At 44.5% G+C, this 20684-nt stretch carries 14 protein-coding genes and 2 pseudogenes; 7 read left to right on the top strand and 9 right to left on the bottom strand.

Annotated elements, in window-relative coordinates:
- Positions 1 to 336, top strand: a pseudogene (locus H595_RS0116785) (hypothetical protein); the annotation flags it as partial.
- Between the two features lie 113 nt (positions 337 to 449).
- Here H595_RS0116785 and H595_RS0116780 read toward each other — a convergent pair.
- From H595_RS0116780 to mgtE, 3 genes are all read right to left on the bottom strand, one after another.
- Positions 450 to 1118, bottom strand: a complete 669-nt coding sequence (locus H595_RS0116780) for a hypothetical protein (RefSeq protein ID WP_027672241.1) — start codon at positions 1116 to 1118, stop codon at positions 450 to 452.
- Positions 1115 to 8224: a toxin TcdB middle/N-terminal domain-containing protein gene (locus H595_RS0116775; RefSeq protein WP_027672240.1), complete on the bottom strand. Its 7110-nt coding sequence runs from the start codon at positions 8222 to 8224 to the stop codon at positions 1115 to 1117. Before H595_RS0116775 ends, H595_RS0116780 begins: the two co-directional genes overlap by 4 nt.
- A 216-nt stretch (positions 8225 to 8440) precedes the next feature.
- Positions 8441 to 9784, bottom strand: coding sequence for a magnesium transporter (gene mgtE, locus H595_RS0116765; RefSeq protein WP_027672238.1), 1344 nt, complete (start codon positions 9782 to 9784; stop codon positions 8441 to 8443).
- Between the two features lie 160 nt (positions 9785 to 9944).
- Here mgtE and H595_RS0116760 point away from each other — a divergent pair, with 160 nt between their 5' ends.
- From H595_RS0116760 to H595_RS0116750, 3 genes are all read left to right on the top strand, one after another.
- On the top strand, positions 9945 to 10739 hold the full coding sequence (locus H595_RS0116760) for a DUF432 domain-containing protein (RefSeq protein WP_027672237.1): 795 nt from the start codon (positions 9945 to 9947) through the stop codon (positions 10737 to 10739).
- Between the two features lie 11 nt (positions 10740 to 10750).
- Positions 10751 to 11608: a mechanosensitive ion channel family protein gene (locus tag H595_RS0116755; protein WP_027672236.1), complete on the top strand. Its 858-nt coding sequence runs from the start codon at positions 10751 to 10753 to the stop codon at positions 11606 to 11608.
- A 107-nt stretch (positions 11609 to 11715) separates the two neighbouring features.
- The gene (locus H595_RS0116750; protein WP_027672235.1) at positions 11716 to 13332 is read left to right on the top strand and encodes a BamA/TamA family outer membrane protein; all 1617 of its coding nucleotides are present in this window, start codon (positions 11716 to 11718) and stop codon (positions 13330 to 13332) included.
- Here the strand turns inward: H595_RS0116750 and mutM are convergent, their stop codons facing one another.
- The 5 genes and pseudogenes from mutM to H595_RS0116725 form a co-directional block, all read right to left on the bottom strand.
- Positions 13333 to 14142 carry a bifunctional DNA-formamidopyrimidine glycosylase/DNA-(apurinic or apyrimidinic site) lyase gene (mutM, locus tag H595_RS0116745; protein WP_027672234.1) on the bottom strand — a complete coding sequence of 270 codons (810 nt, stop codon included), beginning with the start codon at positions 14140 to 14142 and terminating at the stop codon, positions 13333 to 13335. It lies immediately after the preceding gene.
- 20 nt (positions 14143 to 14162) lie between these two features.
- A complete protein-coding gene (locus tag H595_RS0116740) occupies positions 14163 to 14624 on the bottom strand; it encodes a hypothetical protein (protein WP_027672233.1) in 462 nt (153 codons plus the stop codon).
- Between the two features lie 95 nt (positions 14625 to 14719).
- Positions 14720 to 14875: a 50S ribosomal protein L33 gene (gene rpmG, locus H595_RS0116735; protein WP_008219722.1), complete on the bottom strand. Its 156-nt coding sequence runs from the start codon at positions 14873 to 14875 to the stop codon at positions 14720 to 14722.
- An 11-nt stretch (positions 14876 to 14886) separates the two neighbouring features.
- A complete protein-coding gene (gene rpmB, locus H595_RS0116730) occupies positions 14887 to 15123 on the bottom strand; it encodes a 50S ribosomal protein L28 (RefSeq protein ID WP_027672232.1) in 237 nt (78 codons plus the stop codon).
- A 164-nt stretch (positions 15124 to 15287) separates the two neighbouring features.
- A pseudogene (locus tag H595_RS0116725) lies at positions 15288 to 15509 on the bottom strand (JAB domain-containing protein); the annotation flags it as partial.
- 88 nt (positions 15510 to 15597) lie between these two features.
- Between H595_RS0116725 and H595_RS0116720 the strand changes: the two are divergent.
- From H595_RS0116720 to H595_RS0116710, 3 genes are read left to right on the top strand one after another with little or no spacing between them, the layout of a single operon-like run.
- Positions 15598 to 17001: a tyrosine-type recombinase/integrase gene (locus H595_RS0116720; protein ID WP_027672230.1), complete on the top strand. Its 1404-nt coding sequence runs from the start codon at positions 15598 to 15600 to the stop codon at positions 16999 to 17001.
- A complete protein-coding gene (locus H595_RS0116715; protein ID WP_027672229.1) occupies positions 16994 to 18925 on the top strand; it encodes a hypothetical protein in 1932 nt (643 codons plus the stop codon). Before H595_RS0116720 ends, H595_RS0116715 begins: the two co-directional genes overlap by 8 nt.
- Positions 18926 to 18927: 2 nt before the next feature.
- A complete protein-coding gene (locus tag H595_RS0116710; protein WP_027672228.1) occupies positions 18928 to 20424 on the top strand; it encodes a hypothetical protein in 1497 nt (498 codons plus the stop codon).
- 39 nt (positions 20425 to 20463) lie between these two features.
- On the opposite strand, the gene H595_RS22650 is transcribed toward H595_RS0116710, so the two are convergent.
- A partial coding sequence (locus H595_RS22650) for an ATP-binding protein (RefSeq protein ID WP_037055128.1) occupies positions 20464 to 20684 on the bottom strand: 221 nt, incomplete at its 5' end.

The raw sequence follows: 20684 nt of genomic DNA, 5'->3' as shown, positions 1-20684 counted from the left end.
GAAGAGAGCTTCAGAGATATGAAAAGCACGCAGTTTGGCCTGGGATTCGAGAAAAACGGTAGTACAAAAATACACCGAATAAGCTTGTTACTGCTGCTGAGCAATTTAGCTTCATTAGTGCTGATATTACTGGGTGTTGGGCTGACCGTAGCCAATCAGCAACGCCGGTTCCAGGCAAACAGCTATCGGGATAAACGTGTCTTATCGTTTCATACCTTGGGGTTAAGAGCGGTGGCAAAGCAGGTAATGTTTACAACAACACAGTGGCGCAGTACCTTGCGCCACTGCAAACACTTGCTAGATACAACGAGTTACAACATTGAATGCGGGGGCTAAATTCGTGGGGATCCCTCAGACTCTGACCCCATTGATCGAGACTCTGCCCCTGAGGGATCCCATTGATTTCACCGAAAATCAACGTCACTGACCCCATTGATGCTTCCAAAGTTTTAATTATTTCCGCCCTTTTTTTCAAGATCTGACCCCAAACTTCCTTCTAAATAGCCATTCAATTTTGAGCACAATCCATGAAATTTATTATCGTCACCGCCACTGCCTTTTTCATACAAAAAATGACAAATATGATTGGCAATATGCTTAAAATTAACAACCCCTACTACGTCATAGTTCGTTGAAATATAATGTTTAATAGGATTTACGCCCGGATCAAACTTAAAACCCTCAAACAGACTTAAACGATTAAATGTAACATCCTTCTCAGACACTAATACATTATCCCCAAAAGGGTAAATACTTTGAAATGCAACAGCCGCCAAATAGCCATTCTCTACCCTTCTTAGACAGTTGAATTCTTTAGGATATTTTAGGTTCTGCGCCTTGCGCAACATTGCAAAATGATAGCCTGACACTCTCACATCGGAAATCACATTAACAAGAATAAATATTTCACTTCCTGAGGAAAGTCTTGTTGCCTTAAATATTCCACCACAATTTTCATCTTCAGAGTAAATCATATCTGTAATGTAAACTACGTCTATTAAATCAGATCTTGAAGCGAATTCTTCAAGCCGAGGCTTTTGAATAACTGTCGACTCCGCACTATCAGATATCCACAGTGCTCCTACTATAAAAATAATGGATTGCATTAGTTTATTCATGGGCAAACCTTAGAGCATTGTAGTTTAAGAGTTTTTATCGCGTGATCATTGGCTTGAAACTCTGCCTGAAAACCAAGTCCATGACCTTGTTCATGTATGATTGTAAATTTAACATTGGTAACAGAATTTAAATCGAATAAACCTGATGTACCGACAAAACCTATCAGTCCACTATTTGTTGCTGACGCATATATACGTGATTGTATGACGCGCCCACCTCTTGGTCCAATTGGATTGAGTCCACTAGCTTCTGCAAAACCTTCCGACTCCTGTGTTGATAAAAACTCGTCCGCTTTTTCTAAAGTGTCGAAAAGTCTCATGTTTTCCGGTTTTACAGTGCCATCAGGCGATTTTTTTATAAACAGAAATTTGTTTATAAATTCAATATCATCGTCCGGTTTGATTAACCCATCTTTCAATAGTTCTGCTTTAGCGTTTTTAAATACAGCGTCTCTTTGTTCTGGCGTTAGCTCTGATCCCCCTTCGCCAATCAGAGGCGCAGTACTATGTGCTGTTTCTTTCCGCCAATCTTGTGCAATCGCAGAATGAAACGCCCATGTTTGCGCACCGTTTGCAAACTTTCCACCGGACAACTTCGAGATAGTTCCACCAACCACAGCTGACACAATGACGTTTGCATACGCATTGCCAGTATTAATTCTACCGCCTGCTGCCGCACCTAAACCCGCGCTGACAAAGCCGTGGGCAAATTTTCCTCCTTGAGCTTTGCTGGCTAATCCACCTATCATCCCTGAAGCAAGAACCCTTCCGACACTTCCGCCGCCTGGAGATGCTCTAGAAACAACTGCAGATATCGCTGCTGCTCGCAAGCTGCCGGTTACTGCATAGGTTTGCGCAGCATTGTAAGCCACCAAACAAATCTGGCAGTAAAAGGCTAACACAGCCTGAACCGCCATGTTCAAGAGAGGAATTTTAGCAATCGACCTCAATAGCTTTTTAAAGAAATACCCACTCGGGTCGGTATAGCTCATTGGGTTGTTTAACACATAACTATAACGGTTATAGTTTTGCAGGTTACTGGGTGCCTGAATAAAGGGGTCGGCTTGCATAAAGCGGCCGAGGATTGGGTTGTAGGTACGCCCGCCCATATGAATAACGTCAAAGTCGTTAATCATGTTATGGCCGGTGTAGCCTTTGCTGTCGCCCGGATTGCTGTAGGTGCTAAATAAGCTATTGCTGCTTACGCTGTACTGCTTACCCCAGGGGTCGTAGATAAACTGCTGCACTACCTTGCCAGCTTTATCGGTAATGCTAATGGTAGAGCCCTGGTTGTCTTTATGCAGGTATAAAATATCGCTATGGGCACTATTACTGCGCTTGGTAATGACCGCATTACCCACGTAAAACTTGTGCTCGCTTTCACCGCTTGACTTGGTCATACGCTCGTACAAACCATCGATATATATAGTATCGGTGGTTTTACCGCCGCGCAGGTCGGTGCGCCGGTACAGCTGGCGGTCTGGGCCGTAAGCAAAATCGGTGTAATTGCTGCCCTGTTTAATGCGACTGGGCTTTTCAAACGCGGTGTAGGTAAAGCTGCGTTTACCGTCGCTTTCAATATTGCCGTTGCTGTCATACGCAAAGTTGTAATAGCGGGTGCCTGTGCCATTCGCACCCGACCAAACGCCGGTTAAGCGGTTAGTTTTATTGGTGTCGTAGCTGTAATGGCCAACATTGGTTTTGCTCTTAATATTACCCCAGTTGTCGTAGGCATAGCTTTCTGACATGCGCAGGGTAGATGGCAATGCATTGTACGCAGTGCTGTTACCAATATTGGCAATAGTGCGGGTTTTCAACCGGTCCAGATTGTCGTAAACAAAATTTTCACTAAAGCTGGCATTACTATTAATACCAAAACGCTGCTCGCGCGAGTCGAGGTTGCCATTGGTGTCAAACACATAATGGAAACTGTGCAACGATACACCCGACTTTTGCAGGTTAAGGTTTTCTACCCAGCCGGTGTCGGCGTAAAAACTGCGGTTCTCTGTTACGCCATTACCATAATCTACTTTAGTGGCCTGGCCTCTGGCATTGACACTACTAATGTTAACTTTTTGAAAATACTGACTCTTAATGCCTTTGTGATCTTTTAACGTAGTTAACATACCATTATGCGTGCTGTACTCATGGAGAACGACGATATCGTCAGACGGGTTTAACGACCAGCTAGGGTATGTAAGTGTATATAAACGGTTATAGCTGTCGTAACTGGTACTGCTGGCAAAACTGCTACCTGCCGTGCGCACCAGCTTATTTGAGACCAGACCACGGCTGTTATAGCCATACATCTCTTTATAGTCTGCGCTAATGGTTGTATCGCAGTCTACGGTACTGTTAAATGCCCGCACCCGCACTAATTTGCCACGGTTATAACTTATTTCGCTGTCGCCGTAGTCCCAGCAGGTGGTGCCACTGGCATCATGGCGACGTAACTGACGGCCTACACTGTCAAACATAAAGCTGGTTACTTGCTGTTTGGCATTGGTTTGGCTTAATAGCTCGCCAAAGGCATTGTAGCTATAGCTCCAGTTGCCTTTGTCCTGGTCAGCAATAGCGGTTTTACGGCCATAGGCATCATAGGTATTGGTCGTTCTCACACTGCTAATACCGCCTTTATCGGTGGCTACTACCGAGGTTAAGTTGCCATTGGCGTCGTAATAATACGCCAGTTTATTGCCATCGTGATCAATAACTTCGCGAGTTTGCCCGGCATAGTTGTTCAAGGTTGTACGCGTATGGTTTAACGTATCCGTAGTGATGCTAGTTAAGCCCTGGTAAGCAACCGAAGTCACAGCCGCATTGGCCAGGCGGGTGCTGAATACACGCCCGAGGTCATCGTAGCTGGCTTCACTATACAGAGTGGCACTGCTGCCGGTTTTGTATGGCTCGTAGCTGCGTTTTGGCCGACCCTGGTCGTCATAAGTGCTTTCGGTTGTCGACCAATTGCCGTCCATCAGTTTCACTTTGGTGGCAATTTCGCGGCCAAACTTATCTAAAAATTGCTGTTTTTCACCCTGACCGTCGCCCCAGCTGCGTACGCGCGCATAAGCACCGCTAACACCACAGCTTACCGCGGTACAATAATCCTGCGCGCTGTAAGCATTAATAATCGGATCGCTGCTGGCGGCGCCTTTACTGTAACTGCGATACTGGCGGCCGGTGATATCAAAATACACGCGTGACAACTGGTTGTTAGTATCAACCTGGGTAATGTAATCAATGCGCCCGGTAATGCTATCTGCGGACAACGAGTTGTAGGTAAAATTGGTTTTATACCCCAGTGCGTCGGTGGTTTGTTTTACATAACGGTAGCGGCTATCGTACACGGTACTGCTGCTGCGGCTTTGTAAGCCTGTGCCAACGGCATTGGTGGCTGCTCTTATCGTTTTCCCCGTGTTGTTACCGGCAGCGTCGTAACTATGGCTGGTAACAACACGGAATTTCGGCTCATCTGGTGCCAGCGTTTCCGTTTCCAGCATTAAGTCGTTGTTATAGCCAAAACTGCTCTTACGCGTACTGCTTTGCGTACCTTTACTATCAACAAGGGTTTTTGTCACTTTGCTGCTGGTTAAACGGCCATAACGTGGATAGTTCGTTTTAATACCGGTATAGCTATTTGTGGTGCTGGTAGTTTGCTTAAAGCTTGGCTCGTCCGGGTTAGCTTGCACCACGGTACTGGCGGTTAAATTACCAAACCTATCATAGGCAAAACTGCTGTTGGTTTGTGCCAATTTGTAAACTGTCGCCATGTCAGACCCCAGCTGAAAGCTGAACTCTTCCGAACTTTGTACAAAAGGGAAAACGCGGGCTGAAGCGACTTCGCCAGTTCCGCTGTAGGCAACGGTTTCGCCCGACGTAATATCAACGTATGCCAGGGTATTTTCGGCAGACGACAACAGCTTATCTTCGCCCAGCCACTGCGAAGTAAATTTAGGAATACCGGTAAATGGCCATAGCTGATGATAAACGGTGCGTGTTAGCACATTTGTCTGTTTATCAATAGTTTGAAGCATCTCGAAACCAAGCATGCCACGGCCCTTTTTATGCAGCAGCAACCCCCCATACTGATAATCAACCCGAACTGCTTTGGTGCCTGTAGTATCGGTACTCACGTCTGACACCACATACATAGCACTTAGCGGTGAGAAATAATCGGTATCCAGATTATTGTTGGAGTCGCGATTGATATATACCTTAGTGTCAACCATCAACTGATAGTTGATTGAGGTTTTAACACCCCAGCCGTTGGTAATGCCTTTGATTACATGATCTTTAATAAAAGGGCGCTGGCTGGTGAATATTTTCCAGCCACTGTTGCTTGTGGCAAGCACCATATCCAGCTTGCCATCGGCATTGATATCGGTAAAGCGAACTGTTGCGCCCGAGTCAAAATCCAGCGTGCCGCGGTTTTCAAACGAAACCTGGCCTGTACTGGTGGCAGCTTTGGTTAGTTCGAGTTTCCAACGTGATGTGGTTTCCGGGATCAAGAAATCCGTGCGACCATCGCCATTAATGTCAACAAACTGCGCCAGATTTATATTGCTGTCGTCAAGGCTGTAAGAGCTTTGTACCGTGTTATAAAAAATCTTACCGTTGGACAGCCGGTAACTAATGAAATTGTTGCTTTTATTGCGGTAAATTAAATCGGTGTAGCCATCGCCATTTAAGTCGGCTGCGCGGATATCACGCATTTGCCCTAAGGTTTGCGTTTCGTTGTAACGGCTGCCATCCGACGTATAGAGCTTGTAAACAGTGCCTATGCTCCATGTTCCACCCGCTTCGGTACAATCACCCTTGCTATTGGCAGATTTTGAGCAGCTACCCTCTGTCACTTTTAAGATAACATCGGTTTTACCATCACCATTTACATCAAACATCGATGCTGACTTCATATCTGCTGAAGCGGTACGGAACTCTGTTGCAATACCATCGGCAGGGTCTGTACTACCAAAACTGCCAAAATCGCTGTTCAGTGACATGCCGCGGTGTTCACCAAGGGCGTCGACACCTAAATTGCGGTACACCTGAAACTTATTGTCTTTAATAAATACAATATCTTCCAGGCCGTCGCCGTCGACATCAGCTACCGTTGCGCCCGTATTGTACCCATAAGCTTTTTTAAAGGTATCTTCTAAGGTGTAAGCGTAGTTTGTTGTGGTCGAGCCACAATTTACTTCCTGTGGCCGAACACAGCTAGGTTTAGTTGATGACGAGGGTTTAAAGCGCATAACGCGCCAGGTCATATTGGCGTTTTCTGCCACCAGCAAATCGCGCTTGCCGTCACCGTCGTAGTCTATGGTTTGCACATAGGCTGCGTTACTAACGCCAAAGGCACCCAGGTCAATTTCAGTGTCAAAAGCACTTAATGCAGTTTCGTCATAACAGTCGCGGAAGCCCTCCGCTGTGCTACACCGCTCTGTCCAGACAGATGTTAAACTACCCAGTCTTACTCGCCAGCGGTTGCTACGCAGGTAAACAATGTCTACAAAACCATCGCCATTAATATCGATAAATTGGGTGTAAGCACGCTCGTTAGAAAAATTACGCGAGGTCGAGGTAGTTTCAAACGGTTTAAAATCTGTAACCCCCTCTTCTGTTACGCAAGGCTGGCGATACCCCGGGCAAACAAGTTCGGACGTTGGCGTGGCTAAAGCCGGGTGTGACCATTTTAAGCTGGTTAACGGCAAACAGCCTTTACCATCATTGGTTACGCATTCTTGAACAGATTCCAGATAAGTCTTTTCTTCTACAACATTGGTTGTTTGGTAATTGAGCTGATAATGGCGATAGTATTCGTTGTCAACTTTGACATGCACTTTTTTAAGCAGTTTGGTCATTGATACCGGCACACCTGCTTGCCAGCCCTGAGCTTTTTTCGGGTTTGCTATGTACTCCAGCGTTACCTTGGCAAAAGGCGCATTGCCACCGACACGGCCGGTATAATGCACTTCTGTAAGATAATGCTCACCTGCGGTTAAATCTTCCGCATATTTAAAAACGATATAGTTGCCTTTTACATCGCGGATCGCTTTTAGCGCCCACATCCGCGCAATATTCTCACCCGACTTAGTGTTAAAAAATGCATCACTGCCTGTTTGTACCGCGCCATCTGCCGTTTTGAAGGTTGCGGCCAGCGATTTCGCCATGTTATCGCTACCGGATACTGCAGATACCTCGCCATAATAATGAATTTCACCGGATTTGGTTTCGACGGTGTAGCCTAATGCGCCTTGAGTGGCTGAGCCGTGTGATCTAATGACAGAAAAATCTTCAATTTCGGGATAGTAGGTGTTTGCAGTCCAGTAACCAGCATCGGTGTTGCTGCTGGCGAGCAGCCGCTGCCCCCCCAAACACAGGCGGTCACTGTTGGCAAATGCGACATTACCTTGTACTCCGTCGATAGCGAAATTTTTCGGGCAGCGGGTAATGGCCGACGTACCAGCAAATGACCAGCCGGTGCCCATATAACCATCACCGGCATTGCTGTTATAGCTAAAGGCGAGTTGCGGCTGCACCCCAGCAATGCCTGCAGGCAAGGAGAGTGGTAACTGATAGGTAGCACCGCCTGATTCATCCACCCGGAACTCGCCTGCCGATAAACCAACAACACTCGCAGGCATACTGCTGCTAGTTGGCAGTTCGACCGGGTCGTAACTATTATTTGCGCTACTGATTTCACTAACGAGCGGGTTGCCATTAATATCACTAACTAACAACGCTCCCAAGGTTATATTAGCAAAATTAACCCTAAGATCTGCTTTACCATCGCGATTGATATCAGCAAATTCAACTGATGCGACCCCATTGTGCCCAGACGTTAGCCCGGCAGCATTCCACTGCGCCTGTGTTAAAACCTCAAATTGCCAGCCATTGGCGTTCTGCACCAGCTTAAGTAACCCATTAGCTGGCACTAGGAATAACGGTACAGAAAACTCACTGTGTATTAACACAAACTTCTTCGGTGCTTCCAGGTAAATATTACCGGCGTAGTCGGTGTAAACAAGGTACCCGCCTGTGTCGGCTTTTGCGGCAAAACCCGCCATTATCGACATGGTTAACAATACACAACGAATTACAGCGCGCATGGGCAGTTCTTTTAGAGCCATTCAGATTTTATCAGGCAAAATAATCGCGTTTCAGCAAAACACTGAAAACAATATGGTTACAAAGATTAAAAAAGATGCGGAATTCTACTGGTGTCGCTTAATTTTGCAACAAAAAAATATGAGGCTGAGGAAAATATTGATAAAAAAGCACAAATGATTTAATTATGTTAACATATAAAAGTAAATCGCTTTCTGTTACAACGCTAAATACCAGGTCGCAATAGAGAAATACACTACCACGCCAGCGACGTCAGCTATGGAAGTAATTAGCGGGCCGCTGGCGGTAGCGGGGTCCAGTTTAAAACGGCTCAGTAAAAACGGCAGTGACAGGCCAATTAAGCTACCGGCCATCACCACCAGCATCATGGTCAAAGCAACAACGATGGCAATATCATAGCCACCACGCCACCAGCCTAAAACCACAACGGCGGCTGCCATGGTAAACCCGAGCAACCCAGCAACTAAACATTCCTTCGCCAACAATGAGCCCCAATCACGAAGCTTAATTTCACCTGTCGCCAATGCGCGCACCATCAGCGTGCCCGATTGTGCTCCGGCATTACCACTGCTACCTATCAATAGCGGTAAAAAAAACAGTAGGGCAATATGGCTGGAAATAATACCTTCGAAATACGCTATGCCGGCGCCAGAAAAAATATTGCCAAACACCAAAATAACCAGCCACAGCACGCGTTTACGATACAGTAAGAGAATGCTGGCGTCTTTTACACTGGTTTCCAACTTGCCTATAGTAGCCGTTTTATGAAAATCCTCTGTCGCTTCCTGTGCAGCTACATCCATTGCGTCATCATAGGTCACAATGCCAACCATTTGCTGCTGATGGTTAATAATGGGTAGCGCCATCAAATCGTACTTGGCAATTAAGGCTGCAACTTTTTCCTGTGGCATATCAACACTGGCAAAAATAGGGTCGTGGTTAATCAGTTCCTCAATAGGCATGCTAATAGGTGCTAATATTAAATCGCGTAATGACACCACGCCAATCAGTTTACGGCTGGCGTCTACTACGTAAGCAGAGTAAATAGTTTCTTTGTCCGGTGCCTCTCGCCGCAATGAATCCAATGCCTGCGCTACCGTCAACTCTTGCGGTAAAATAGCGTAGTCAGATGTCATAATGGCACCAGCAGTACCTTCTTCGTGCGAGGTAAGCTGTAACAAATCTTCACGTTCCGCTTGTGCCAAAGCAGGCAATAGCGTCTCACGCTGTTCATAGCTTAAGCGGTTAAACAAATCGGCTCTTTCATCAGAAGACATCTGACGGATAATAGGGGCCAGCTTACGTCGGCTTATTCTAATGGATAAATTCACCTGCTCTTCGGCTGGCAGGTAACCAAACACTTCAGCTTGTTCCGTGCGAGGAAAAACGGTTAGCAATGTCCATAAGTCGTTGGGCGCAAATTCCACCAACGCTGAGGCTAAATCAGCAGGGTGTACATCGTCCAGCTGTTCGCGCAACAAGGGTACGGTATTAGATTCCAGCGCACTACGCAGGGTGGCAATTAATGCAGGCAATTCCATGGCAGCGGCCCCTCGGCAGTTTTAAATTAACATATTGCTGAACAAGCAAAAATTGGCGGTATTTTATAAAGCATAGCAGTGAATCTCAACTGAATATGGCATTGGGCTACTGCTGTGTTCTTGCTAAGATAACAATCAATATCGAATTAGGTAATTGCACATGCAGTCTGACACAATTAAACAGCCGTGGTGGCATCCTCTGGAGTTGGATTTAAACGATTGCTGGCACCACCGGCTTGGGTCGTTGAACATCTATTTACAACGACAGGCTCAACAGTGGTTGATGGCGCACGAGTATACTACAGAGCTCCCTAAAGACAGTCAGTTCCATTCACCGGTTAAAATGATACCGTCACATCTAAGCTGTCAGCGCTTTTTATTTAAACAAAGTCCAGCAGCCTGCCAACTGATACCCAGGTTAATGGACAGACCCGTGGTTGTAAAAACCTTACAGCCGGTGATATTACCACCAAACGAGCAAGGCACTTTTTATATCAGCTCACCGGTATCCGTGCAGCTAAAACTCCTGCCCGACCTATTACTGCATACCATCCCAGTGCAGCGTTTATCTGACACCTGGTTCGGCCCCTCTACACAAGTTGGCGAGCTATGTTATGCAGATAAAACCCATGCCAGGCATGCCAGAACAGAGCTGCCGCAGCGACCACACCGCGCTATTACCCCAGTGACAATTTACAATAGCTCATCGCAGTTGCTTACTATTGACAAGATCAGTATACCGGTGCCTTATTTAGCGCTATATGCGATGCCAGATGGCAATTTATGGACTGATCCTGTCACATTACGACATGAAGGGATACAAGCGCTAGCACACTTTGATACCGGTAAACTCAATGCAATAGATGCCGCGCAAGCTGAACTGCTGTCAGCCCCTCTGGTAAAACCGGAACGCCATAACTTATTTCGCGCATTTACCGACATGTTTCATGATTAATTGAGATCACTATGACAGAACAGTTTTTACAATGGTTACAAACAGAGCATATTAGCCAAATGCTCAAAGCAGCTATACTGCTATTGGTTGGTTTTGTTGTCGCAAGTTTAGCATCACGCGCAGTAAACCGGTTTTTTAGCAAAAATTTCTCGCAGCACCATATTGTGCTATTTAGAAAGCTTGTGTACTGGTTGTTGCTAGCACTATTTGTTGCCTCGGCATTAAAACAGCTGGGTTTTTCACTCAGTGTGCTATTGGGCGCGGCGGGGGTATTGTCAGTTGCTTTAGGCTTTGCTTCACAAACTTCAGCATCAAACCTGATCAGTGGTTTATTTCTGATTGGCGAACAACCGTTTAAACTGGGCGATACCATCAAAGTTGGCAATACCACCGGCGAGGTGCTATCAATAGACTTACTCTCAGTGAAACTGCGCACTTTTGATAACCTTTTCGTTCGTATACCCAACGAAACCCTGATTAAAAGTGAAGTGACTAACCTGACACGTTTTCCTATCCGGCGTTTCGATTTATTGCTGGGCGTGGCATACAAAGAGCAAATCTCCGAGGTTCGCAGTGTACTATTGGACGTTGCCGACAAAAACCCACTGTGTCTGGACGAACCCAGCCCAATGTTTTTATTCTTAGGTTTTGGTGATTCGGCATTGAATATTCAATTCTCAGTGTGGGGGAAACGGGAAAACTTTCGCGATTTGCGTAATAGCTTGCATGAAGAAGTAAAATTAGCCTTTGATACTGCGGGCATCGACATTCCATTTCCACAGCGCACAGTGCATTTGGCGCCACAGTATGTCCAGTCAAAGGCACAATCTGCAGCACCACTACAAAAAGATGACAATCACGCTTTATAAATCATGATAATTAGACAGAGTTAAATTGTTCAGATACGAAACCTGCGTTAATGTTGCCTTAAGGTGGGACAGTGAGACTACACTTAACACCCTCAATGGAGTCATCTATGAAAAGGCTTGTCAGCACCGCCGTTATGTTACTCTTCGCCCAACAGGTTGCGGCGGACTGTCAGGCTGTGGCAGATAACCATTTCCTAGTAGATGAACAAGGTATCACCATTGAAGCTATAACCTATAACCCCCACAATGTGTTTGATTTAAAAGATGAAAGTACATTTTGGCTGCATAGGTTTGCCAACTACACCCATAAAGTCACCCGTGAGGGCGTTGTGGAAGATGATCTGTTGTTCCACACCGGCACCCCGCTAGTGCGAGCCGATTTAGCCGAAACCGAGCGTTTATTACGCAGCCGGCGCTATATACGTGAAGCAGAAGTACGAATTAGCCATTACTGCGCCGCCAGTAACAGTGTTATTGTAAACGTAGCCACCTGGGATAACTGGTCGTTGTTACCGACAATAGATTTTTCCAGTGAAGGCGGTCGCAGTAAAAGCGCCCTTGGCTTTGAAGAAGACAACCTGTTAGGCAGTGGCAACCGTCTGAGCCTGGAGTATAAACGCGACAGCGAACGTACCGGGGTGAACTTTGTCTTTTTTTCACCGAATATGTTCGGCAGTTTCTGGAACAGCACTGCAGCTTATAGCAAAAACAGTGACGGCAATAACTACCAGCTTAGCCTGAACCGGCCTTTTTACCGTTTATCTTCGCCCTGGGCGCTGGGTTTCGATGTTGACCGTGTCTCAGAAGATGTTACTGAGTACGATGCGGGTGAGGAATATAATAGCTTTCAGCGGCAGCGCAACCATGCCAAAGCAGAATTCGGCTATCGCCTTGACACCAACAGCCATAACATTCACCGGCTTAAACTGGCGGTAGAGTCAGAAAATGTGAAGTTCTTTGCTAATGCGGAAACCATGCTGGATTTCCCGGAAAATCGCAATTTAAGCAGTGTCGGGCTTGAATACGAGGGAATTCAAGCCAATTATCGTAAGCTGTTTAATATCAACTCTTTTAATCGCACTGAAGATTTTAACTTTGGCTGGCAATTAAATGCCCGGTTAGGTACTTACAACAAAGGGCTTGGAGCTGATCGCGATGCGTTATTCTGGCAAATCAGTACCAATAAAAACTGGCAGCTATCACCCGATCTGTATTTACTGGCTGACTTAAGCTGGTTGCAGCGCCAGTTTGACCAACCTCAGTATCTGTTAAGTACGCACTGGAAGCTGGTTAAACACCTTAACGAATACAATAGTATCGTGGCTAAACTCACGCTGGATAAGGGCAAAAACCTGTTTCGGGATGAACCCTTGTATATTGGCGGCGATGAACAATTACGCGCCTACCCCAATTATTTTCAAAGTGGTGAGTCACGCGCAATGCTAAGTGCAGAATATCGTCGCTATACTGATTGGTCGCTATGGCAGTTATTGGATGTGGCCTTTGCTGGATATATCGACGCCGGCAAAGTTTGGCAAAGTGACGAGCAGGACACCAACACATTAGACAGCAGTACTTTAGTTGGTATTGGTGCCGGCATACGCTTGCTATCAAACCACTCCAGTCGCGGTACCATGATCCACTTAGATCTGACGCGGGCGTTAACTGACAACGACAACCTCAGTGGTGTTGAAGTGCGAATTACCGCAACAAAAAGCTTTTAACTAACGCTGACAACCGTCGCAAAAAACCGTACTGCGCTGGCCAAGACGAACTTCCTGCAGCGCTGCACCACAATTAATACAAGGCTGTCCACCCCGACCGTACACCAGTAATTGCTGAGCAAAATATCCCGGCTTGCCATCGGCCTGGCTAAAATCTTTCAACGTGGTGCCACCTTGTTTAATGGCAGCAGCCAGCGTTTGTTTTACCACCTGCACTAGCTTTTCCAATTGCTCTGCCGTAACGGTTTTTGCAGGTTTAGACGGTAAAATACCGGCTTTAAACAACGCCTCATTGGCGTAGATATTGCCCACGCCAACGACCACATGGTTATCCATCAGCACCAACTTGGCCGCACTACCCCTTTTGGAAAAGGCTGCAGTTAAATGGGCCAGATTAAAATTGTCACTCAGGGGCTCCGGGCCTAAACTGGCCAACAACGGATGCACTTCACCTTTTTGTTGCCACAATACAGCACCAAAACGGCGGGTATCGTTCAGCCGTAACACCATACCACTACTTAACACTAAATCGATATGATCATGTTTACCGAAAGGCATTGTGGCTGGTATTACCTTTAAATGGCCTGACATGCCCAGATGCAGAATTATATCGCCCTGTGGTAGCTGAATAAGTAAGTACTTGGCACGGCGGGTTACCGACAATATCGGTTGGTTGGTTTGCGCTAATACTTCGTCCGGCACCCACCACCGCAACTGGCGCTGGCGCGCAATAACCTCTACCAAATGTTGGTTTTCAAGATGGGGGCTAATACCCTGCCGCGAGACTTCGACTTCTGGTAATTCAGGCACTTTCTACTCCAATAACGCCACTACAACAAAAATAGCTGTATAGCTTGCTCAGCATTCAATTGATAGAACTGACTTTGACCTGCTTGCTGCAGTAAAAACTGATTATCAGACGCAGGGTATAACAGCCAAATCAGGGGCTCAGTATACCCCACTAATTGCACACTGGCCTGCGCCACCGGCACCCGGCTTTTATCTGCCGTAACGCTGATAGGTGTTAACAAACTATATTGCCAGGCAAGCGCTAGTTTTGCGGCATCTATCTTAGTGGGTTTATTAGGTTGTAATTGCCATACCGCACCGGCTTTAATTAGCCGCTGCTCCGCAAATGCTACCATCAATAACTCGCTGTTGTCGGGGAGCAACCGATGTTCCGGCGCATTTAATTGCTGCAAGCGCTGTGGTATGCCATACAGCACAAACATCAATATCAGTACGGCGAAAATCAGTACATTATTCCAATTACGTCGGGACAGTTTTAGCATAGAAGAACCGGGTTGTGGTAAAGCAACAACGGCATAGTAACGTAGGCAGGGCGTAAATAGCAAAAACCCGGCGTTGGCCGGGTTTTTGTGTTCGATTACTTGATTTTCGCTTCTTTGAAAATCACATGCTTGCGCACTTTAGGATCGAACTTTTTGATTTCCATCTTTTCTGGCATGGTGCGTTTGTTCTTCGTAGTTGTATAGAAGAAACCGGTACCAGCAGAAGAGACTAAACGGATTTTATCGCGCATTTTTTATTTCCTTACACCTTGTGACCGTTAGCACGCACGTCGGCCAAAACCGCATCGATACCTTTCTTATCGATGATGCGCATACCACGGGTAGAAGTACGTAATGTAACAAAACGGTTTTCACTTTCAACCCAGAAACGGTGTGTTTGCAGGTTAGGCAGGAAACGGCGCTTAGTAGCATTGTTGGCGTGTGAACGACGGTTACCCACCATCGGACCTTTACCAGTTACTTGGCACACTCTAGACATGTCAATAGTTCTCCAAAATTACATCAGCTCGAGCTGTCATCACCCTTCCGGCCAAGAAGGTTGCCCCAAAACAAGAGGGCGCAATTTATACACGAATTAAGCCCGCTATTCAAGCGAAATCTTTCTCCGCGCGCAAGGATCTGAACGGGATCTTGTCCCGCTCATCACAGCCAGCCACGTTCAGCAAAGGAGATCACATCGGCATCGCCAACAATAAAATGATCTAATACTTTGATATCTACCAACATTAATGCCTGAACTAATCGTTCAGTAATTGCTTTGTCAGCCCTACTGGGCTCGGCAACGCCTGATGGATGATTGTGTGCCAAAATCACAGCGGCTGCATTATGCGCTAACGCCTGCTGAACTACAATACGTGGATACACCGGACTGGCATACTGAACATAGTTTATTTTTAGATCAATATGTACATATAAGCTAAAATGGACATAACGAGCCGTCGGTCTAATGCTTATGCCACATACAAAAACCACCATCACGAAGCTGATTATTTTTGAGCCAAAGCTAACAGGACTTGAAGAAAATAAAATCACGCTGAAAGAAGCAGAGACAACAGACTGCTATATCTATTACCAAGAACCAAGTGACGGTTATTTCAATGTCGATCAGTTCCACCACTTCCCTGCCTTACTGAACTCTGATGGGTCGCCATGGACACATGGTACGCTTTACTTACTCAGTAAACTGGAACGTAGCCGGACCCCAAGCTCAAAAACCCTTGAGAGTATTGCGTCTGACCTTTCTCAATTCAGAGAATATGTCCTCTCAAATTCATCTATTAATTACCTGATATCACCAAAGCGAAAACTACAACGTCCAACATATGCCTACAGAGCTTATCTTCAAGAATTACTTCAAGACGGACTCATATCCAAGAATACTGCATCAAGGCGAATGAGCAGTGTTATAGGATTTTACCGGTGGCTTGAGAAGCAACATGATACTTATTTCGAACATCCACTTTGGGATGATAAAGAGATATACATCCAATTCCACACCATTGAAGGCCTCTCAAAGATTAAGCAGTTAAAAAGCACAAACTTAGCTGTACGAGTCCCAGTAAACAAAGAAAGCTTCAACGAATACATATTAGATGGCGGGAAACTTAGACCGTTATCTAAAGTTGAGCAAGAGAACCTAATAAAAGCACTTATTTCAACCGGTACACCGGAAATGACGCTGGGATTCCTTATTGCTTTAACTACTGGCGCAAGGATTCAAACTGTTTTCACTCTTCGCTTAAAACATATAAATCATCTAGACACGACAGGACGAGGAGAAATACCTATTCTCGTGGGTATTGGAACTGGTGTTGATACAAAATTCCAGAAAAGAATGACTATATTTTTACCCACTTGGTTACTTGAAAAACTCAAAACGTATTCTCAGTCAGAGAGAGCGATAAGGCGGAGATCTCGTTCAGCCAACAATTTTTCCTGTGACAATGACCAATATCTGTTCTTAACGCAATCAGGCTCGCCTTATTACATAGCTTATAACGATCAAGCGATTACCGCATACAGACACCCTCCACGTGGCAATGCTGTAAGACAATTTATTGATGCTCAACTCATACCGACACTTATCAAACAGGGAACATACTTCGTTTTTAGTTTTCATGATTTAAGAGCTACGTACGGTATGAATCTCCTCGAAGAAAAGCTGAGACAAATTGAGGCAGGACAAACTAAGTTATTTGATGTGCTTATGCTTATCCGAGAACGATTAGGCCACAGTAAAATTCAAACCACCGAGAATTATCTGAACTATCGGCGGATACAGTCCATCGCTCTAAATACCCAAAGTAGTTTTGAAAAATATCTGCAGAGCTTAATTGAGACTACTTTTCATGACTGATAATTATATAAGCAGGGCCACCAAAGATTACACATTACAAGAATTTACAACAGATAGTATCACTCCGGTGGATATTAGAAATTTTCGATTAATATTCATAAATCCAAATAGAATAATTGATATTGGCAGCTTGGCATTCCTAGTGAGAATTAGGAAGAAAACACTAAATGGAATGGCTGATCTTGCTAATGTTTTAGTTGATTTATCGAGTCTAAATAGTCAACGTGAATATGCTATTCATAATCTAATAGAAGAAATCAAGACTAGGATAGTTATAGGGCAATTAAGAGAAACTACTGCACACAGCAAAATTAGAGACATTGTCGCCTTTACAGACTGGTGTGACAATAACGACTTCACAGGTGTAATGGATGATATTAAAAGCGGTATAAGCGCTTACAAAGCGTATTCTTCACATCTTAAACACGCTACAAAAATAAATGCCCTTTCATTACACACCGCAGCGACTTACCAAGAGAATGCTCTTTTTACCCTGACGTCTATATTTGGTATATCAAAAAATCAAGTGTCTCAAGGGATTAGGAGCATACGAAGAAGCCATCATTCGGTTAACAAAACTATCCCACCTTCAGAGAGCGCGGTATCGGATGTTTTAGCTCTATGCAAATCGTTCTTTGATGGAGCTTGCGACTTCGTGCTCAATGATCGCAAATTTCCTTTCAAAATCGCCCTTCCGAAGGAAGATATTTGGCTATTACCTAGTAAACCGAAATTTTGTGCAACCAAAAGACAACTTGCCACAAGAGAGGATTGGGGAGTTGGTCAATGGGCTTGGGACTTCGAAACCGGTACAATTAACAGTCATCATGACATAGTAGAAATATATAAATTATTTAAGCAAGGGAGAAAACCAGAAAATGCTAAGCAAATGATTTTAAACGCCAAAAAAGCTCTGGCATATGAGAATGAAAACCCCAAAACACTTACACGTCAAAAGATTGCTTCGTTAGCTAACAAGTGCTTTCTAGTCTTATTTTTTGCAAATACAGGGATAAATTTTACGCAAGCGAAAAACTTACGATGGTCCAATGATTACAACGTAAAAACATCAAATTTTGGTTTCAAATCCGTTAAATACAGGGCCCAAGGAAAAGAGATAGAAATCGTTATCGCATCACAATTCTTAGCTACCTTTAAAAAATACATCCAACTAAGGAGACTAATTCTCCAGGAGAATGACTACCCTTTTCTGCTTTTCATAAAAGAAGCAGGAAAAGACAAAACGAATCAGATACCAAGCGGAATATTAAGGCAAGTGACCCGAGACTTAAGAAGAGCATTTTATTCTGACCTTGAAGAGATAAATACACGGGAATGGAGAGCTAAAAAGTCAGATTTTCTTATCAGAACAACTGATATTCAGACAACTGCCATGATACTACAAAATAGCCAAGAGACAGTGATGCGAGCTTATATGGAAGGCAGCGAGCAAGACCACGCATCTGAGCTATCTAATTATTGGAGAAGACTAAACGAGATTGTTCATTTGGACAGGTCAAGTGACACAGGCGAGCCTACTTCGATAGGTAATTGCAAAAATCGAAACACTCCCATAGCTGAATCAACAACTAGCCCAATTACACCGGACTGCCGACAACCAGAGGGATGTCTTTTTTGCAACCAATATTCAATACATGCTGACGAGCAGGATTTAAGAAAGCTTCACAGCCTTTTATACGTGATAAAAGAATGTATGCCGCTAGCGAAGTCTATAGAGCACCACAATGCAGTCTTTGGCGAAATAGTCAAAAGAATACATTCAATTCTGACAACAATTAGTAACCGTTCTGAAGCTCTAAAAGAGCTCAATGAAGCGATTGAGAATGATGTCAACGCAAATGAAAATCTATCTCCTTATTGGGAAAATAAGTTGTCAATGTTGGTGGCTATAGGGGCACTTTAAATATGCTTGAATTTAAATCAAAATGGGATGTAGAAACCCCAATTGCCGAGCCAGATTCTTACGTCACTGATCCAGAAAGGGGATTAGAATCAGCTTATCCAGATGAAAATTTCATTGTTTCCCGCACAAAAACAGGTGAAGTTTTATCACGCTACAGCGACGACTATTGGGATCTAACTCCATATACGGAGCACTCCAGAGCATCCAGAATCATCTATTTCAAAAAGGCTTTACCAGATGTCGCAGAGTCTGGAGTTATACTTAGTGAGTATAAATGGATAATGTTTATGCTCATTTCTATTTCAAACTATGGGCGCGCCGGTTTCCTCAGTGTTTCGACAATTTATAAGCATTCAACCGTAGTTTCGTTCATTGCCCGCTACTGTTCATTAAAAAAAATAACGATTCATAATTTGTTCTGCGATGAAGGTCAAATGCGTAAGTTTTTTAATTCACCTGATACTGAGAAGCAGACAGAAAGAGTTTTGGCTGTTATTCGCTCAATCAGCACTATAGATAAGAATATTTCTGGTTTTGACATAGTTGATAGTCCAACACAGCTTTTTAGTCGAAAATTGCCAAGAGATCGTTCGAAACAGACAGTCATCATCCCGTCACGAATATTCTCATCAATCATTTCGTCTTGCCATGATTGGCTAAATGAGTTTATGCCAGTGAAAGATAGATTTTTAGAACTAGTTAAAAAAGCACATACAAGTAAGGCATATGCCCGCTCAAAAAACAGACAAAAAATAAATGTACCAGGCATAAAAGTTCTTGAAGATAATTTCCAAAGTGCTTGTCATTGCTTAGAACTCTCAAGTTACGTATCTAGAAAAGGAATTCACGACTTACATGATATTTCAAGACATTTACGGACTATACAGTATTCATGCAAGCTATTGATTCATATCTATACTGGCATGCGCAATAATGAAGTATCCAGTCTTAGATACGACTGTTTTCACAAAGAAACATCTGTTAATGGGAGAGTTTTTCGGATAGTCGGCGAAACAACCAAACTTATTGGCGTAAGAAAATCCGCACGTTGGGTTACCTCCCAAGAGATTGAGCCAGCGATAAATGTAGCAAGACAGATATCAAAAATAATCGCAGGCTGTATGGGTATAAATGATGATAATCACATATTGTTTTTACCCGTTTCAAACTTGGCATTTTCATGTAGCTCAAAAAAAGCCAGAAATTTTTCCCAGTCAGGCTTTTTCGATATTAATAGTTCGATATTCTCGATAGCCATCGAAGAGGGTGACATAAAAGAGCTGCAGCAGATATCTCCTAATGTTGATTGGTTAAGTGAAGCCCGTTTTCAAATTGGAGCAGTCTGGCCGGTATCGACTCACCAATTCAGAAGAACCCTTGCAGTTTATGCGGCACAAAGCGGCCTCGTATCACTAATTTCACTAAAGCGTCAATTACTGCGTATTTCGGTTTGTCCGGCCACCTGTTCCGGTTTCATCCGGCCAGGCATTTCGGTGTGATCCGGCCAGCATGATCTGACCTTCGTTTATCCTCTCTTTTTACCCGACTTCCTCACCCTGAACCAGTGTTTTTTTACGTTGTGACTCACCTGTTAATTCCAGCCGATGAGCGTTGTGGATCACCCTGTCTAACAGCGCATCTGCAACGGTCGGGTTATCCATTAGGCCATACCACTCTGAGACCGGTAATTGACTGACGATGATTGTGCTGCGTTGCTCGTAGCGATCTTCAATCACGTCCAGTAAATCGCTGATTTGCT

Origin of the sequence: Rheinheimera baltica DSM 14885 (assembly GCF_000425345.1) — a bacterium.
In the GTDB taxonomy this organism is placed as follows: Bacteria; Pseudomonadota; Gammaproteobacteria; order Enterobacterales; family Alteromonadaceae; genus Alishewanella; species Alishewanella baltica.
This window is presented reverse-complemented; position numbering and strand designations above follow the sequence as displayed.

What these genes read in the sequence shown, in the direction of transcription:
- H595_RS0116780 (WP_027672241.1), bottom strand. Translation starts at nt 1,118, where the DNA reads ATGAATAAACTAATGCAATCCATTATTTTTATAGTAGGAGCACTGTGG.
- rpmG (WP_008219722.1), bottom strand. Translation starts at nt 14,875, where the DNA reads ATGCGCGATAAAATCCGTTTAGTCTCTTCTGCTGGTACCGGTTTCTTC.
- mgtE (WP_027672238.1), bottom strand. Translation starts at nt 9,784, where the DNA reads ATGGAATTGCCTGCATTAATTGCCACCCTGCGTAGTGCGCTGGAATCT.
- H595_RS0116750 (WP_027672235.1), top strand. Translation starts at nt 11,716, where the DNA reads ATGAAAAGGCTTGTCAGCACCGCCGTTATGTTACTCTTCGCCCAACAG.
- H595_RS0116715 (WP_027672229.1), top strand. Translation starts at nt 16,994, where the DNA reads ATGACTGATAATTATATAAGCAGGGCCACCAAAGATTACACATTACAA.
- rpmB (WP_027672232.1), bottom strand. Translation starts at nt 15,123, where the DNA reads ATGTCTAGAGTGTGCCAAGTAACTGGTAAAGGTCCGATGGTGGGTAAC.
- H595_RS0116710 (WP_027672228.1), top strand. Translation starts at nt 18,928, where the DNA reads ATGCTTGAATTTAAATCAAAATGGGATGTAGAAACCCCAATTGCCGAG.
- H595_RS0116740 (WP_027672233.1), bottom strand. Translation starts at nt 14,624, where the DNA reads ATGCTAAAACTGTCCCGACGTAATTGGAATAATGTACTGATTTTCGCC.
- H595_RS0116720 (WP_027672230.1), top strand. Translation starts at nt 15,598, where the DNA reads ATGCCACATACAAAAACCACCATCACGAAGCTGATTATTTTTGAGCCA.
- H595_RS0116755 (WP_027672236.1), top strand. Translation starts at nt 10,751, where the DNA reads ATGACAGAACAGTTTTTACAATGGTTACAAACAGAGCATATTAGCCAA.
- H595_RS0116760 (WP_027672237.1), top strand. Translation starts at nt 9,945, where the DNA reads ATGCAGTCTGACACAATTAAACAGCCGTGGTGGCATCCTCTGGAGTTG.
- H595_RS0116775 (WP_027672240.1), bottom strand. Translation starts at nt 8,224, where the DNA reads ATGCGCGCTGTAATTCGTTGTGTATTGTTAACCATGTCGATAATGGCG.